Consider the following 15399-nt stretch of genomic DNA (forward strand, 5'->3'; position numbering starts at 1 on the left):
GGAAGTTAAGCTCTTCAGCGCCGATGGTACTGCACCGGGGACGGTGTGGGAGAGTAGGTCGCCGCCGGACAATCTTTGTGGGGGGTCATCCTTTTGGGGTGGCCCCCCTTTTTTTTGTTGTTGTGGGGTGGGTGTGTGGGGGTGGGGGTGGGCCGCCCCCCCTTTTTTTGTTTGTGTTTGGCTGTTGGGGGTGTCCCCTGGGTGGGGGTGTCTGGGGTGCGGGGTGGCCGGCGGCTGCCCCTTTTTTTGTTTGTGCCCGGCCCGGGAGTTTGTGCCCGGCCTGGAAGTACGGGGGTGTTTGAGGGGTAGCGGGGGTTGCCCCCTTTTGCCCCTGGCTCCGGGGCGTGCCCGGGGGTTCCGGGGGTGTTTGGTGTGGGTGGGGTTGTGTTCCGGGCGGGGGTGTCTGGGGGTTAGGGGTGGCGAAAGCCGCCCCTTTTTTTGTTTCAGGAGCGGGGTGGGAGGGCGTGGAGTTCGCCGGACAGGACGGTTACCGCTCGTCCGGTCGGCTTCATCCGGTCTTCCAGGGGTGTTGTGGTGGGCGGGGTTGCGTTCCAGGCGGGGTGTTGGGCGCGTTTGGGGTTGGGGGTGGCTGGCGGCTGCCCCTTTTTGTTGGTGTCTGGCCCCGGGGTGTGGGTGTTTGAGGGAGGCGGGGGCCGTCCCTTTCTCTGGTGCGGGGTGGCTTCGCGGTCGGGGCTGTTGCTTTTCTGGTTCGGCAGCGGCCTTCGGCAGTGGCCTTGGGGGTGGTGTTGTCTGCCGGTGGGGGTCCACGGGGTGGTCAGGTCGATCCTGTTGGCCCTGGTCGTGGACGGCCCTGGTTGTGGACGGTGAGGTCCCGGGTCGGGGGCCGGAGAAGGCCGAAGGGCCGCTCCTCCGGCGACCGGTGCCCGACGGCCCCTACGGTCGCGGCATCGTGTCGGGAGCGAGCCGTACCTTCTCTGAAGGCGTGGTGAAGGGACGCACAGGGCCGTGGGGCAGGGGGAGGGGAGCCAAGGCCTTGGGGGAAGGGTTGGGTGCGAAGGGAGTCAAGGTTTTGGGGACAGTGGGTGACGGTGGGTTGGGTGCGGTCGAAGGGGCGATACTCGCCTGACGGCCTCAACAGCCGGGCGATCATGGCCTTCGTGAAAGGCAGTGGTCCGGTGATCAGTTGTTCGGCGCGGTGTGGAGCAGCGGCTCGATTCGGTAGGGGACCTGGACGGACAGGGCGATCGTCGTGTCGGTGCGTTGCACTGCCGGCGAGGCCAGAATCCGGGCGATGATCTCCTGGAGGTCGGGTGTGCTCCGCGCGACGACGCGGCAGAGCAGGTCGGCCTGGCCGCTGGTTCCGTACACCTCAAGGATCTCTGGGAGGGGGCGTAGGGCCTCTACGGCCTCGGCCAGCCGTCCCTGGGCGATCTGCAGGGAGACGAAGGCCAGAATGGGGTAGCCGACTCCCTCGGGGGTGACGGTTGGGCCGAAGTCGGCGATCACACCGCGGTTGAGGAGTTTCTCGACGCGGGCTTGGACCGTGCCTCTGGCGACACCGAGCAGGCGGGCCAGCTCGGTGAGGCCTATCCGGGGGTTGGCTCGCATCGTCACCAGGAGGCGACTGTCAAGGTCGTCTATGGACACCGCATCAGACTAGGCGATATGACCAGTCATAGGTAGGTCTGGCCATGCGATCTTGCGCGGATCGAGTAGCAAAACTGCTCTCTCTTGCCAACGTTTCTTGGGATTGCTGTCATTTTATGTATGTTCGAAGAAGCACAGTACTTCGCACCGGTGGCGACCCGTGACGACGGCACGGTGGAGGTCGAGCTGGCCGCCAGTCACCCCGGGTTCGCCGACCCCGTCTATCGTGCTCGGCGCAACGCCATCGCGGCGCTGGCGGTCGACTACGTGCCGGGTACGCCCATTCCGACGGCCGAGTACACCCCGCAGGAGCACGAGGTGTGGACGCTGGTCAGCCGTGAGCTGGCGACCAAGCACCGCGTGTACGCCACGGCGGAGTATCTGAACGCCGTCGAGAGGCTCGGTCTGCCCCGCGAGAGGATTCCGCAGCTCCAGGAGGTCAGCGAGCTGCTGTATCCGCTCACCGGCTTCCGTTACATCCCCGCCGCGGGGTTGGTGCCGCTGCGTGAGTTCTACGGTGTGCTGGCCGAGGGGTTCTTCCACTCGACGCAGTACATCCGGCACCACTCGACACCGCTCTACACGCCGGAACCTGACGTGATCCACGAGGTGATCGGACACGCCAACTCGCTGGCCTCCGACCGTTACGCGAGGCTGTACCGCCTGGCGGGTGGCGCGGCGCGTCGAGTCGAGAGCGACGCGGCGCTGGAGTTCATCTCGAAGGTCTTCTGGTTCACCCTGGAGTTCGGCGTGATGACCGACCAGGGTGAGCTACGGGCGTACGGCGCGGGCATCCTGTCCTCCTACGGGGAGATCGAGGAGTTCCGCGGGATGGACATCCGGCCGTTGGACGTCGCCCGTATGGGCACCACTCAGTACGACATCACGAAATATCAGGATGTTCTCTTCCGGGCTGACTCTCTGGACCACCTTGAGGACGTGGTCGGAGAATTCTGGGCCACATGTGACGACGAGTCCATCGCCAGGCTGGTAGCCGACGCCCGCTGAGGGACGGCCTCTCAGCGGCGATCCTCACCGTAGGCCGCCATCTGAAGACGGAAGGGCTGGAGGCCGGGCCCGCTCGCTGATCAAGGACTTGTCCACTCTTCGGGCTGGGTTTGCCCGCGCCGGCTTCCGTCCTCGTCCGGTGGGATAGACCTCGATCATGGACTGGGGAAGCCCCGATCTGACGACGAGGATGACACGCCGAGCCGCCGTGACGGTCGCCGTGCTGACAACCGGGCTGACATGGGGGTGCGCGCCCGTGGGCGTGACGTCCGCCAAGGCCTTTCCCATGTCGCGGTCGCCCGTTCCGACGGAGGAACCGGCGCCTTCGGGGGAGGCGCCAAAGGAGGAGCCGAGGAGGACGGCGGCCTCGCCGAAGGTCGTCGCCTCAAGGCTCACCCGGAGGCTCGACCGGTTCCTCTCGGGGCGTGGCGTCCGGGTCGCCGCCGCGGCGCGCGATCTCAGCACCGGCCGCTCGTACGTCTACCACGGTGATCTGCGGTTGCCGACCGCCAGCGTCTCGAAGGTCGACATCCTGATGGCGCTGCTGCTCGACACGCCCTGGCGCGAGCTGGACGCGCGGACCAGGCGGGACGCGGAGAGGATGATCCGCATCAGCGACAACGCGGCGGCCGACCGGCTCTACGAGCGCATCGGGCTACAGGACGGTCTGGCGCGGGCGAACCGGAGGTTCGGGCTCGGCGCCACCTACGCTCCACCGGGCCGGTGCGCGGGGCTGTACTGCTGGGGCATCACGCAGACCGTCGCGGAGGACCAGGTCAGGCTTGTCGGAATCCTGGCCGGGCACCGGGACCTGCTGCCGGAAGGGGACCGTGAACAGGTGCTCGGGTTGATGCGGAAGGTGGTCGCCAGGCAGGCGTGGGGGATCAGCGCCGCGGTCTGCGACGGAGGCCGGGTCGCGTTGAAGAACGGCTGGCTGCACCACGTGGCCAACAGGCTCTGGGCCGTCGCCAGCGTCGGCCTGATCCGGGAGCCCGGTCATGACTACGCCGTCGCCGTACTCACCGAGGACGGGCCGAGTAAGGACGCGGGTATCGCGGTGGCCGAGGGGACGGCCAGGCGTGTGCTGGCGGCCTTCCGCGGTGGAGAGTGCGCGAACGGCGCCGGTCGTCCACCGACCGGCGCCGAGGATCAGGCGGCCTTGTCGACCAGCCGGTAACCGACGCCCCTGACGGTCTGGATCAGCTGGTCGTCGGTGTCGCCGAGGCGGGCCCGCAGTCGTTTGACGTGCACCGCGATGGTGTTGGTCGAGGTGGTGTCCGTGGAGTTCCAGACGTGGCGCATTATCTGCTCCCGGGTCACCGTGCGATGCGCGTTGCGCATCAGGTAGTGCAGCAGTTCGAACTCCCGCAGGGGCAGATGGACGGTCCGCCCGCTGACCTTGACCTGGTAGGCGTTGACGTCGAGTTCCACGTTGCCCACCACAAGCGTACGGCGCATGCCAGACTCTCCGGAGAAGGCGGCCTGTACCAGAGGAAGGAGTTCAGGCACGCGGTACGGCCGGGCCACACAGGCGGTGGCGCCGGCCGAGAGTGCCTGGACGGCCTGTTCGGCGTGGTTGTCTCCCACGCCCAGCAGGACGGGTACCGCCCGCGTCAGCCGTACCGCGCGGATGAACTCCACCGCGCCGATGACCGGCAGTGAGGCGCTGACGAGTACCACGTCGGGTTGGAGCGCCCCGGCCTGCAACAGGGCCTGGGCGCCGTCGGCGACGCCCATGACCTCGATTCCCTCGCGTTCGAGGGCGTTGGCCAGACCCTGGACCAGAGCCGATTCCGGATCCGCCACCAGCAGCAGGGGCGCTGTCCGGGTGTCCCCGCTCACCTCGGGTGCCGTCTGCGGCTGGATCACCCGGGTCCTCCTTATGGGGTTGGTTTATCCGAAGCGGCCGGTGATGTAGTCCTCGGTCGCTTTCTGGCTGGGGTTGGTGAAGATGCGGGACGTGTCGTCCATCTCGATCACTCGGCCAGGCTGGCCCTGACCTGCGAGGTTGAAGAACGCGGTACGGTCGCTGACCCGGGCGGCCTGCTGCATGTTGTGCGTCACGATGATGATCGTGAACTGGCTCTTCAGCTCGGACATCAGGTCCTCGATCGCCAGGGTGGAGATCGGGTCGAGGGCGGAGCAGGGCTCGTCCATCAGCAGGACCTCGGGCTTGACCGCGATGGCCCTGGCGATGCACAGGCGCTGCTGCTGACCGCCGGACAGGCCCGCTCCCGGCTTGTTCAGACGGTCCTTGACCTCGTTCCAGAGGTTCGATCCCTTCAGCGAGGTCTCGACGATGCCGTCCATCTCGGACTTGGCGTATCCGCCGTTGAGCTTGAGGCCGGCCGCCACGTTCTCGTAGATCGACATCGTGGGGAACGGGTTGGGGCGCTGGAAGACCATGCCGATCATGCGGCGCACCGAGACAGGCTCGACGTCGGGGGCGTAGAGGTCCTCGCCGTCGAGCAGGACCTTGCCGTCGACGCGGGCGCCGGGGATGACCTCGTGCATGCGGTTCAGCGTCCGCAGGAAGGTGGACTTGCCACATCCGGAGGGGCCGATGAAGGCGGTGATCGACTGAGGCTCGATCGTCATCGAGATGTCCTCGATCGCCTTGTGCTTTCCGTAGTACGCGTCGAGGCTTGAAACCTGGATCTGCTGGCTCATCTGCGACGTTCCTCCTTCCTATCGTCTGGCGGGCGAGCGCCACCAGCCGATGAGGCGCGCCACCAGGTTGAGCAGCATGACGATCAGAATGAGCGTGAGCGCTCCGGCCCACGCCCGGTCAATGGCGACGTCGGTGGGACGGGCCGATTGGTCGAACACATAGAGCGGCAACCCCATCTGCGGCCCGTTGAAGGGGTCGGTGTTGATGGAGTCGGTGAAGAAGACGGTGAGCAGCAGAGGCGCCGTCTCACCCGCGACACGGGCGATGGCCAGCATGACGCCGGTCACGATGCCGGTGAACGCGGTCGGCAGGACGACCTTGACGATCGTCCGCCACTTGGGCACGCCCAGCGCGTACGAGGCCTCGCGCAGGTCGTTGGGGACCAGCAGGAGCATCTCCTCGGCGGAGCGCACCACGGTCGGCATCATCAGGATCGACAGGGCGAGGGCGCCCGCGAAACCGGAGAAGGGCATCCCCAGGGCCAGGATCCAGAAGGCCAGGATGAACAGGCCGGAGACCACGGAGGGGATGCCGGTCATGACGTCGACGAAGAAGCTGATCGCCCGGCTCAGTCGTCCGCCTCTGCCGTACTCGACGAGGTAGATCGCGGTGAGCAGGCCGATGGGGATCGAGATGACCGACGCCAGCAGGACCTGCTCAAGGGTGCCGATGATGGCGTGGTAGGCGCCGCCGCCCGCGTCCCTGGCCCCGACGTTGCGCATCGAGTGGGTCAGGAACTCCATGTTGAGCCTGGCGAAGCCGTTGCTGAGCACCAGCCAGAGGACGGAGAGCAGCGGTACGACGGCGATGGCGAACGACAGGTAGACGAGCCCATGGACGATCTTGTCCTTGGCGCGTCTGCCTGCGGAGATGCGCCGGATCGCGGGCGCGTGCTGGATCGCGGTCATGCGGCTGCTCCGGAGAACTCCTTGCGGCGGGCGACGATCAGGCGTGCCGCCGTGTTGACCAGCAGCGTGATGATGAACAGCACCAGACCGGAGGCGATCAGCGCTCCGCGGCCGACCGGACCCGCCTCGGCGAACCCGTTGGCGATGTTGGCGGCGATGCTGTTGCCCTCGGGAGCGAGGATGTGGAAGTTGATGCCGAACGTCGCGGGGAAGATGAGGGCGACGGCGATGGTCTCGCCCATGGCGCGGCCGAGGCCGAGCATGGAGGCGCTGATGACGCCGGGTCGTCCGAAGGGCAGCACCGCGGTCTTGACGACCTCCCAGCGGGTCGCGCCGAGGGCCAGCGCCGCCTCCTCGTGCATCCGCGGCACCTGGAGGAAGACCTCCCGGGAGATCGCCGCGATGATCGGCAGAATCATGATCGCAAGGATGATCGAGGCGGTCATGATCGAGTGGCCGCCGACCGATTCGCCGCCGAACAGCGGGATGAACCCGAGGTACTCGTTGATGAACTCGTAGGGCCCCTGGACGAGCGGGACGAGGAAGATGACGCCCCACAGGCCGTAGATGACGCTGGGTACGGCGGCGAGCAGGTCGATGACGTAGCCCAGGACGCCGGCCAGACGGCGGGGAGCGTAGTGGGAGATGAACAGCGCGACCCCGACGGCCACGGGCACGGCCATGACCAGGGCGAGGAGCGAGCTGAGCAGGGTGCCGAACGCCAGGGCCGCGATACCGAAGGACGGCTCGGTGTTGTTCGGCGTCCAGGTGAGGGTCCCCAGGAAGCTTCCTTGGTTGGCCTGGAGGGCGGGAACCGCCTCGACGATCAGGAAGACGGCGATGGCCGCCATGATCGCCAGCAGGAGGATTCCGGCACCCGTCGAGGCGTATCGGAAGGGGGTCTCACCTCGGCTGCGCCGCGAGGCGGGCCGGCCGGTGGCCGGCCCGCCGTCGCGAGTACGAAGTGACGTGGCCATCAACTTAGGAGATCGCCTCGACGGCGGTGCGGACCTTGGCGACCAGCGTCGCAGGCAGCGGGGCGTAGCCGAGGTTGGTCAGCGCCTGCTGGCCCTCGTCGCTGGCGGTGTAGGTCAGGAAGGCCTTGACGAGCTTGGACTGGTCCTCGGGGAGACCCTTCTCGCAGGTGATCTCATAGGTCACCAGGACGATCGGGTAGGCGCCTGCGGCCTTGGTCGCGTAGTCGATGCTCAGCTTCAGGTCGTTGCCCTGGCCGGTGATCTCGGCGGCCTCGACCGTCTTGCCCGCGCTCTCCGGGGTCAGCTCGACGAACTCGCCGGAGCCGTTGGCGACCTTGGCCTTGGACAGGCCGGAGTTCTCGGCGAAGGAGAGCTCGACGTAGCTGATCGCGCCGACACCGGTCTTGACCGCCTGCGCGATGCCGTCGGAGCCCTTGGCGCCCTGGCCCTTGGCCTCGGCGGGCCACGCCTTGGCGGGCTCGTACGGCCAGTCGGCGGTCTTGGACAGGAACTTGGTGAAGTTGTCGCTGGTGCCCGACTCCTCCGAGCGGTGGAAGGCCTGGATCGCCGTCGAGGGGAGCTTGGCGTCGGGGTTGTCCTTCTTGATCGCCGCGTCGTCCCACTTGGTGATCTTGCTGTTGAAGATGTCACCGATGGTCTTGGGCGAGAGCTGCAGGTTGTCCACACCGGGCAGGTTGTAGACCACGGCCACGGGGCCGATCACCATGGGGAGGTTGATCGCCTTGCCGGTCTTGCAACGGGCGTCGGCCTGGGCGGGCTCGCCCTTGTCGTCCTTGAGGGCCGAGTCGGAACCCGCGAACGAGACCGTGCCCTGGATGAAGGCCTGGATGCCGGCGCCGGAGCCGCTGGGCTGGTAGTTGAGGCTGACCCCCGAGTTCGCCTGCTGGAAGTTCTTCTTCCACTCGTCGATGGCGTTGGCCTGGGCCGAGGAGCCGGCGGCGTTGATCGTGCCGCTGAGGCCACCGGAGCCCGATCCGGCCGACGAGGCGTCGGTGGCCGGTGTGGAGCTGTTGGCGGAGCCGCCGTTGTTATCGGTGCCGCACGCAGCGAGCGAGAGCGCGCCAACAAGGGTGACCGCGGCGAGCCGGCCTGCATACTTCACGGTTGGGTTCCTCCCACTAAGTCCTTCAACGTTCAGGAGAGTAGGGAGGCAAGGTGACTCAAAACCGGTAGAAAGATGAACGCAAAATGAATGCATCCGGTCGCTGTCGTGGCGATCCCTTGGGCCGGACTTGGAGCGCTCTCCGGGTGCGGTTGCCGGTGGCATACCCGCCGGACACCAGGATATGGGTGTGCTGAACTGCCCAGACGGGGCCTAACCGGATTGAACGGTTCCCGGGAGGTCGTGAACGATCGAACGGCCCATCAGGTGAACGGCCGGTGATCATCGAGCGAATGCCGGGGCGCCCGGCCGTACCGGGTGGGTTCACCGGGGGCCTGGAAACGGTCTCTTCGAATGGCTTGGCCTGCGGGGCCGAAACCCCGCAGGCGGCGTCACATGGGCAGGGTGAGCGGGCCGCCGCCGAGGCGCTTGAGGGCCTCGGCGTGCAGGAGGCCGTTGCTGCACACCAGGCTGCCGCCGTTCAGGCCGGAGGCTCCGGACAGGTCCGTCCAGATGCCGCCGGCCTCCTCGACGATCACCGTCAGCGCCGCGATGTCCCAGGGGGACAGTTCCGGCTCGGCGGACAGGTCGACCGCCCCCTCGGCGACCAGCATGTGTGACCAGAAGTCGCCGTAGGCGCGGCTGCGCCAGACCGCCCTGTTCAGGTCGAGGAACTCGGGGAGTCTGCCCGCCTCCTCCCACCCGCCGAAGCTGGAGTAGGAGAAGGAGGCGTCGTCGAGACGGGAGACCGAGGAGACCTGGCAACGGGTGGCCTTGGTGAGGCTCTTGCCCGTCCAGGCGCCGCTGCCGTGGGCGGCCCACCAGCGCCGGCCGAGCGCGGGGGCGGAGACCAGTCCGACGACGACCCTGCCCTGGTCCATCAGGGCGATGAGCGTGGCCCAGATGGGGACGCCCCGCACGTAGTTCTTGGTGCCGTCGATCGGGTCGACGATCCAGGAACGGGAGCCGTTCCCGGTGCTGCCGAACTCCTCACCGATCACCGCGTCACGCGGGCGGGCCCGGCCGAGTGTGTTGCGGATGACCTCCTCGACCGCCCGGTCGGCGTCGCTCACCGGCGTGAGGTCCGGCTTGGTCTCGACCTTCAGGTCCACGGCCTTGAAGCGGCGCATGGTCAGGTCGTCGGCGGCGTCGGCCAGGACGTGTGCCAGGCGTAGGTCGTCGTTGTAGTCCGTCACGTTGGGCCACGCTATCGCGTCGCCGGTCGGTTATAGGAGGTGGAGGAAGATGCGGGGGGATTGCGGCGCGTCATGCGAATGGTCGGGAACATCGGGTGTTACCCGCGAGTAGCATGCGGTCATGACGTTCGACGTGGGTGCCTTCATGCTGCAGAGCGTTCCGTTCGCACGGACGCTGGACATCACCTTCGACAGGGTCGGGCACGGAATCGCGGTCGCGCGGATGCCCGACCGTCCCGACCTGCGCAACCACGTGGGCGGCCCGCACGCGGGAGCGCTGTTCACCCTCGCCGAGTCCGCCTCCGGCGCCGCGATGCTGTCGGCCTTCGGCGACCAGTTGACCCGGGCCACCCCGCTGGCCGTCGGCGCCGCGGTCCGCTACGTGAAGCTGGCGATGGGCGAGGTTGTCGCCGAGGCGCGCCTTTCGGCCTCCAGGGAGGAGGTCGTGGCCAGGTTGGACGCGGGGGAGCGCCCTGAGTTCGAGGTCGCGGTCACCGTCAGCACGGCCGACGGCACGCCGGTCTGCGAGGTGACCGTCACCTGGACCCTGCGTCCCAACCGCTGAGCCGTACGGGATCAGTCGTCGTCGGCGGCGCCCTCGCGGCTGGCGAGCAGGCGGCGCAGCGAGACGAGCCGGGCGGGGTCGGCGTGGCCCGCCTCGACCCAGGCGTCGAGGGCGCACTCCTCGCCCAGGTGACTGCAGCCCTTCGGGCACTCGACGGTGCCCTCGACCAGGTCGGGGAAGCCCGCCAGGACGGTCTCGACGGACACGTGCGCCAGCCCGAAGCTGCGCACGCCGGGCGTGTCGATGATCCACCCGCCCTCGGGGAGCTCAAGGGCGACGGCCGAGGTCGAGGTGTGGCGGCCCCGGCCGGTCACCGCGTTGACGTGGGAGACGGCCCGGTTGGCGTCCGGGACCAGGGCGTTGACCAGGGTCGACTTGCCCACGCCCGAATGGCCGACCAGCACGCTGACCCGGTCGAGGAGGCGATGCCTGACCTCGTCGAGAGGACCGCCCTTGTGCAGCACCACGTACGGCACGCCCAGCGGGGCGTAGAGGGAGACCAGATCCTCCGGTGAGGACAGGTCGGCCTTGGTGAGGCACAGCATCGGCTCGATGTCGGCGTCGAACGCCGCGACCAGCATCCGGTCGATCATGCGGGGCCGGGGCGGCGGGTCCGCCAGGGCCGTCACGATCACGAGCTGGTCGGCGTTGGCGACCACGGGACGCTCGATGCCGTCGGTGTTGTCGGTGTCGTCCGCGGAACGGCGGAGCATGGAGCTGCGGGGCTCGACGCGGACGACCCGGGCCAGCGTGTCGGAGTCGCCGGAGACGTCCCCGACCAGGGCGACCCGGTCACCGACCACGATGCCCTTGCGGCCCAGCTCTCTGGCCTTCATGGCGACGACGATCCGGCTGTCCTTCTTCGGCGGCTCGACCAGGCAGGTGTATCGGCCGCGGTCGACCGCGACCACGAAGCCCTCGACCGCGTCCTCGTGCGCAGGACGAATCCGCGTCCGGGGCCGGGAGCCCTTCCCCGGCCGGATCCTGACGTCGTCCTCGTCGTACTCCCGCTTTCTCAGTTTCGCCGCCTCGATCCGTCCATGACCCCGAAGACCCGGAACCCGGTCCTCAACGCGTCTCCCGCAGCATGTCCGCCCACATGGAGGCGAACTCGGGCAGGGTCTTGCCGGTGGTCGCGATGTCCTCGACCTCGACACCGGGCACCGCCAGGCCGATCACCGCGCCCGCGGTCGCCATCCTGTGGTCGGCGTAGGAGCGGAAGACGCCGCCTCTGAGCGGACGCGGCCTGATCTCCAGGCCGTCCGCCGTCTCGTTCGCGTCGCCGCCGAGTCCGTTGATCTCCGCGACCAGGGCGGCCAGGCGGTCGGTCTCGTGTCCGCGGATGTGGGCGACGCCGCCGATGCGGCTGGGCGAGTCGGCCAGCGCGGCCAGCGCGGCGATCGTCGGGGTCAGCTCGGCCACGTCACGCAGGTCGGCCTCGATGCCGTGGACGCTCCCGGTGCCGGTGACCGTCAGGCCGAGCGGAGTGTGCTCGACCGAGGCGCCCATGTCCGCCAGCAGGCTTCTGAGCTGGTCACCCGGCTGTGTCGTGTTCGTCGGCCAGTCCGGCACGGTGACCGAGCCACCCGTGATCATCGCGGCGGCGAGGAACGGCGCCGCGTTCGACAGGTCGGGTTCGACGGTGAAGTCCCTGGCCGCGATCGGCCCGGGCTCGACCCGCCAGACGTCGGGCTCGGAGTCGTCGACCTGGACGCCGTACTCGCGCAGCATCGAGACGGTCATCAGGATGTGCGGCTGTGAGGGGATGGGCGGGCCCTGGTGCCGTACGGTGACGCCCTTGTCGAAGCGGGCACCGGTCAGCAGCAGGCCGGAGAGGAACTGCGAGGAGCCGGAGGCGTCGAGCGTGACCTCGCCGCCGGACAGCGGGCCGCGTACGGTGAACGGCAGCGCGTCGCCGCGCACCTGGGCGCCGAGGGCGCGCAGCGCGTCCAGGATCACCCCCATGGGGCGTTTGCGCGCGTGCGGGTCGCCGTCGAAGGAGACCTCACCGTCGGCCAGCGCGGCCACCGGCGGCACGAACCGCATCACCGTGCCCGCCAGCCCCACCTCGATGTGCGCCCCGCCGACGACCGGACCGGGGGTGATGGTCCAGTCGGAGCTTGAGGCGCTCTCGCCGGACGGGTTCATCGTGGCGCCGAGCGCCCGCAGGGCCTGGGCCATGAGGTCGGAGTCACGGCTGCGCAGCGCCCGCCGTACGGTGCCGGGGCCCTCTGCCAGGGTGGCGAGCAGCAGCGCGCGGTTGGTCACGGACTTCGACCCGGGAAGGGAGACGGTCGCGTGGACGGGAGAGGTCGCGGTAGGTGCGGGCCACAGCGGAGCGGACATGGGCAAAAGCCTACCGGGATGAGGGGCCCGCGCCTTCGAAGGCGTGGCAAGGTGGGGGATATGTGCGGGAGATACGCGTCCACGCGACCGAAGCAGGAGCTGCTTGAGGAGTTCGAGGTCGAACTGGACGGCGCCGCGGAGGAGGACCTGGGGCCGGACTACAACGTCGCGCCGACCAAGCCGGTCTACGCGATCCTCAGCCGCGTGCCCAAGGAGGGTCCGGGCGACCGGGCGGTACGGCAGCTGCGGATCGTCAAATGGGGACTGGTCCCGGCCTGGGCGAAGGACCCGTCGATCGGCTCGAAGATGATCAACGCGCGGGTGGAGACGATCGCGGAGAAGCCGTCCTTCCGCAGGGCGTTCGCCCAGCGCAGGTGCCTGTTGCCCGCGGACGGCTACTACGAGTGGGCGGTGCTTGAGGAGGGCGGGACGGCCAAGAGGCCGAAGAAGCAGCCCTATTTCATCCACCCCGCCGACGGCGAGGTCATGGCGATGGCGGGGATCTACGAGTTCTGGCGCGACAAGGGCAGGGCCGAGGACGATCCGCTCGCCTGGCTGACGACCTGCGCGGTCGTCACCACCACGGCCCGTGACGAACTGGGCGCCATCCACGAGCGGATGCCGATGCTGATCGAGCGGGACCGCTGGGCGCAGTGGCTCGACCCCGGCGTCCCCGAGGCGGAGGAGTTCCTGGTGCCCGCCGCCTCGGCGGGGCTGACGGCCTATCCCGTCTCAAGCGCGGTGAACTCGGTGCGCAACAACGGTCCCGAACTCGTGGAGCCGCTCCCCGAGGACCAAGGAGACGGTCAGGCGCTGTTCTGAAAGAGCCGGGAAAGGAAACCTCTCGGTAAACGGTGTGGAAACCCTCCGTAGCGGGCATCCGCTGAGGGAGCGATGCCTCATGGCGCCATCGGTGGGGCGTTCGCCCACAGACCTCATCGTCTTGCCGCCTGACGGGAGAAGTCGGGGAAATCCCTTCACAGGCCGCCCCCACCCTGCGGAGGTGCGGATTCGTGGACGCCGCGACCGTGCGCATGCGCCTGGAGAGCATGCTCGCCGAGCTCGACCGGTCCATCGGGGTTCTGCGAGGGGACCCACTGGCCGGATGGGAACGTTCCCTCGCGGACGCCGGATCCGTCCTGACCGACGCCGACCGGACGCTGGCCATGCTGGAGGCGGCGACCGTGCAGCGCCGCGCGGTCGCCGACGCGCTCAGACGTCTGGAGGAGGGGGTCTACGGCCGCTGCGCCGACTGCGGCCAGGCCGTACCGGAGGGCAGGCTTGAGGCGCGTCCCGAGGCCGCCCGCTGTGTCCGGTGTCAGTCGCGGCGCGAACGCCGCCGCTGAACGCTCCTCACACCCGTCTGGCGCTGGCCACCAGGTGGATGCCGACGGTGTCGTCGTCGTCCGGGTGTGCCTCAAGCTCGGTGTTGACCAGCCAGGTGAGCGCCCTGGAGTCGGAGGCCAGGACGTGGTCGACCGTCGAGGGGGACAGCACCGTGCGGGGCCGTATCCACTCGACCTCCAGCCCCGCGCCGGTGAGCAGCTCGCGGAGCTGGCCGCTGCTGAAGCAGCGGGTGATGCTGCCGTCCGGCCAGGGCACGAGCATGACCTCGTCCGTCTGGCGCAGGTGGGCCCAGTAGTTCTGCTCGGCGAGGATCGCCATCCCCAGCACCAGGGAGTCGACGCAGACCAGGGCCCGCCCGCCGGGGCGCAGCACTCTGGCGACGTCGCCCATCGCGGACTCGGCCATGAGCTCGACCGACATCGCGCGTTCCTCGGCGAGCACGGCGTCCATACTCTCGTCGGGCAGGAAGCGCAGGTCGTCGGCACGTACCTGGCGGACCTTCGAGGCGTCGTGCAGCGCCTGTCCCTCGACGGCCCTGCGGAAGTCGACGACCTCCAGCACCCGGTGCCCGGCTCTGGCGGCCTGGGCGGACCAGCGGCCCCTGCCCCCGGACAGGTCGAGGACGGTCGAGGGGCTCTCCGGCAGCCAGCGGCTCAGTTGCTCGGCGGCTACGGCTCGGTAAAAGGTCCAGTACGGCCCGAGCGTTCCTGAGCCGTTCAGCTCTTCGGCCGGGATGGGCAGCACAAGCGGCTCCTGGCGTCTGGTTTCCGGTGGTCTCCAGTACCTACCGGTACGTATGGTTTTCCCCACACCGGGGTGTTCGTCACCTTCTATCTTGTGGGAACAGATGGCCGGGCGGGGGTGTTGCAGCGGACAACACAGATCCTTTCGGGAGGTTGGCCAGCCAATGCTCGCCTTGATCGAACCCGTCGTCCGCCCCGGTGATCGGTCATTCCCTGATGAGCGGGTATTCTCCGCTCAGTACGGCGTCCCGCGTCAGCAGGACTCCGGCGATACTAAGGGGGTGGGTCCGGTCCCTGCGACAGACGAGGAGACTCTGGAGCAGCGGAGCGCGCGGTTCGAACGGGATGTCATGCCCTATCTCGACCAGCTTTACTCCGCGGCCCTTCGGATGACCCGGAACCCGGCGGATGCCGAAGACCTCCTTCAGGAGACCTTCGCCAAGGCCTTCGCGTCCTTCCACCAGTTCCAGGAAGGCACGAACCTCAAGGCCTGGCTGTATCGCATCCTGACCAACACCTTCATCAACAGCTACCGCAAGAAGCAGCGGGAGCCCAAGCAGTCGGGCGCCGAGGAGATCGAGGACTGGCAGCTCGCCAGGGCCGAGTCGCACACCTCCGGCGGCCTGAAGTCGGCGGAGATCGAGGCGCTCGAACACCTCCCCGACAGTGACGTCAAGCAGGCGCTCGCCGCCCTGCCCGAGGAGTTCCGCATCGCGGTCTACCTCGCCGACGTGGAGGGCTTCCCCTACAAGGAAATCGCCGACATCATGGGCACGCCCATCGGGACCGTGATGTCGAGGCTCCACCGCGGCAGGCGTCAGCTGCGGACGCAACTTGAGGACTACGCCCGTGAGCGTGGTCTGGTCCCCGCGGAGGGTGCGAAGTGAGCGAGCACGGCGACTTCTGT

Annotated in this window: 16 protein-coding genes; 6 read left to right on the forward strand and 10 right to left on the reverse strand. The window is 68.5% G+C overall.

Annotated features, from left to right (window positions below; genetic code table 11):
• Positions 1-1140 precede the first annotated feature (1140 nt).
• Positions 1141-1608 (reverse strand): Lrp/AsnC family transcriptional regulator, encoded by a 468-nt coding sequence (locus tag ACIBVQ_RS36365; protein WP_399183198.1) that lies wholly within the window; start codon positions 1606-1608, stop codon positions 1141-1143.
• Between the two features lie 120 nt (positions 1609-1728).
• Between ACIBVQ_RS36365 and ACIBVQ_RS36370 the strand changes: the two genes are divergently transcribed.
• The gene (locus ACIBVQ_RS36370; protein WP_352015077.1) at positions 1729-2616 is read left to right on the forward strand and encodes a phenylalanine 4-monooxygenase; all 888 of its coding nucleotides are present in this window, start codon (positions 1729-1731) and stop codon (positions 2614-2616) included.
• 256 nt (positions 2617-2872) lie between these two features.
• Entirely contained in the window at positions 2873-3793 is a 921-nt protein-coding gene (locus ACIBVQ_RS36375) for a serine hydrolase (protein WP_399183202.1), read from the forward strand.
• Here ACIBVQ_RS36375 and ACIBVQ_RS36380 read toward each other — a convergent pair.
• The 6 genes from ACIBVQ_RS36380 to hisN form a co-directional block, all read right to left on the reverse strand.
• On the reverse strand, positions 3766-4485 hold the full coding sequence (locus ACIBVQ_RS36380; RefSeq protein WP_352015079.1) for a response regulator transcription factor: 720 nt from the start codon (positions 4483-4485) through the stop codon (positions 3766-3768). The genes ACIBVQ_RS36375 and ACIBVQ_RS36380 overlap by 28 nt on opposite strands.
• A gap of 24 nt (positions 4486-4509) precedes the next feature.
• Positions 4510-5286 (reverse strand): phosphate ABC transporter ATP-binding protein PstB, encoded by a 777-nt coding sequence (gene pstB, locus ACIBVQ_RS36385; RefSeq protein ID WP_352015080.1) that lies wholly within the window; start codon positions 5284-5286, stop codon positions 4510-4512.
• An 18-nt stretch (positions 5287-5304) separates the two neighbouring features.
• Positions 5305-6195 (reverse strand): phosphate ABC transporter permease PstA, encoded by an 891-nt coding sequence (pstA, locus tag ACIBVQ_RS36390; RefSeq protein WP_352015081.1) that lies wholly within the window; start codon positions 6193-6195, stop codon positions 5305-5307.
• Entirely contained in the window at positions 6192-7172 is a 981-nt protein-coding gene (gene pstC / locus ACIBVQ_RS36395) for a phosphate ABC transporter permease subunit PstC (protein ID WP_352015082.1), read from the reverse strand. The genes pstA and pstC overlap by 4 nt, the downstream gene beginning before the upstream one ends.
• 4 nt (positions 7173-7176) lie before the next feature.
• Positions 7177-8295: a phosphate ABC transporter substrate-binding protein PstS gene (gene pstS, locus ACIBVQ_RS36400; RefSeq protein ID WP_399183205.1), complete on the reverse strand. Its 1119-nt coding sequence runs from the start codon at positions 8293-8295 to the stop codon at positions 7177-7179.
• Between the two features lie 392 nt (positions 8296-8687).
• Positions 8688-9491, reverse strand: coding sequence for a histidinol-phosphatase (gene hisN, locus ACIBVQ_RS36405; protein ID WP_399183207.1), 804 nt, complete (start codon positions 9489-9491; stop codon positions 8688-8690).
• Positions 9492-9612: 121 nt separating this feature from the next.
• Between hisN and ACIBVQ_RS36410 the strand changes: the two genes are divergently transcribed.
• Entirely contained in the window at positions 9613-10056 is a 444-nt protein-coding gene (locus tag ACIBVQ_RS36410; RefSeq protein ID WP_399183209.1) for a DUF4442 domain-containing protein, read from the forward strand.
• An 11-nt stretch (positions 10057-10067) separates the two neighbouring features.
• Here ACIBVQ_RS36410 and rsgA read toward each other — a convergent pair whose 3' ends face one another.
• The gene (rsgA, locus tag ACIBVQ_RS36415; protein WP_399183280.1) at positions 10068-11075 is read right to left on the reverse strand and encodes a ribosome small subunit-dependent GTPase A; all 1008 of its coding nucleotides are present in this window, start codon (positions 11073-11075) and stop codon (positions 10068-10070) included.
• A 49-nt stretch (positions 11076-11124) separates the two neighbouring features.
• A complete protein-coding gene (gene aroA, locus ACIBVQ_RS36420; protein WP_399183211.1) occupies positions 11125-12402 on the reverse strand; it encodes a 3-phosphoshikimate 1-carboxyvinyltransferase in 1278 nt (425 codons plus the stop codon).
• A 60-nt stretch (positions 12403-12462) separates the two neighbouring features.
• Between aroA and ACIBVQ_RS36425 the strand changes: the two genes are divergently transcribed.
• Together ACIBVQ_RS36425 and ACIBVQ_RS36430 are read left to right on the forward strand one after the other, a co-directional pair.
• Positions 12463-13224: an SOS response-associated peptidase gene (locus tag ACIBVQ_RS36425; protein ID WP_362780411.1), complete on the forward strand. Its 762-nt coding sequence runs from the start codon at positions 12463-12465 to the stop codon at positions 13222-13224.
• Between the two features lie 191 nt (positions 13225-13415).
• Positions 13416-13748, forward strand: coding sequence for a TraR/DksA C4-type zinc finger protein (locus ACIBVQ_RS36430; protein WP_352015088.1), 333 nt, complete (start codon positions 13416-13418; stop codon positions 13746-13748).
• Positions 13749-13755: 7 nt separating this feature from the next.
• Here the strand turns inward: ACIBVQ_RS36430 and ACIBVQ_RS36435 are convergent, their stop codons facing one another.
• A complete protein-coding gene (locus tag ACIBVQ_RS36435) occupies positions 13756-14493 on the reverse strand; it encodes a methyltransferase domain-containing protein (RefSeq protein ID WP_352015089.1) in 738 nt (245 codons plus the stop codon).
• 280 nt (positions 14494-14773) lie between these two features.
• Between ACIBVQ_RS36435 and ACIBVQ_RS36440 the strand changes: the two genes are divergently transcribed.
• The gene (locus ACIBVQ_RS36440; RefSeq protein ID WP_184720417.1) at positions 14774-15379 is read left to right on the forward strand and encodes a sigma-70 family RNA polymerase sigma factor; all 606 of its coding nucleotides are present in this window, start codon (positions 14774-14776) and stop codon (positions 15377-15379) included.
• Positions 15380-15399 lie beyond the last annotated feature (20 nt).

The sequence above is a fragment of the Streptosporangium sp. NPDC049376 genome (assembly GCF_044466505.1).
GTDB lineage: Bacteria > Actinomycetota > Actinomycetes > Streptosporangiales > Streptosporangiaceae > Streptosporangium.